The following is a 242-nucleotide window of genomic DNA, read 5'->3' on the forward strand; positions in this document are numbered from 1 at the left end:
GAGCAGGCCGCCGGCGCCGCCGCGCGCCGCGGCAAAGGCCTGCCCCAGGATGGCGAAAGCCCCGCTGACGGCGGGCGCCAGGCGCGGGCCGGGCTCGGTCAATTCGATCTGCTTCGGACGCCGCAGGAACAGCGGCGCGCCGATGCGCTCCTCGAGCACCTGGATCTGGTAGCTCGCCGCCGCCTGGGTCATGCCCAGTTCCTGCGCCGCCTTGGGGAAGGACAGGTGCCTGGCCACCGCCT

At 74.4% G+C, this 242-nt stretch carries 1 protein-coding gene; it reads right to left on the minus strand.

The genetic code is table 11. The features are described 5' to 3' along the window. On the minus strand, positions 1–242 hold a 242-nt coding region (locus KVT37_RS32690; RefSeq protein ID WP_217579071.1), incomplete at both ends, for a LysR family transcriptional regulator.

Origin of the sequence: Mesorhizobium sp. GbtcB19 (assembly GCF_019091085.1) — a bacterium.
In the GTDB taxonomy this organism is placed as follows: Bacteria; Pseudomonadota; Alphaproteobacteria; order Rhizobiales; family Rhizobiaceae; genus Mesorhizobium.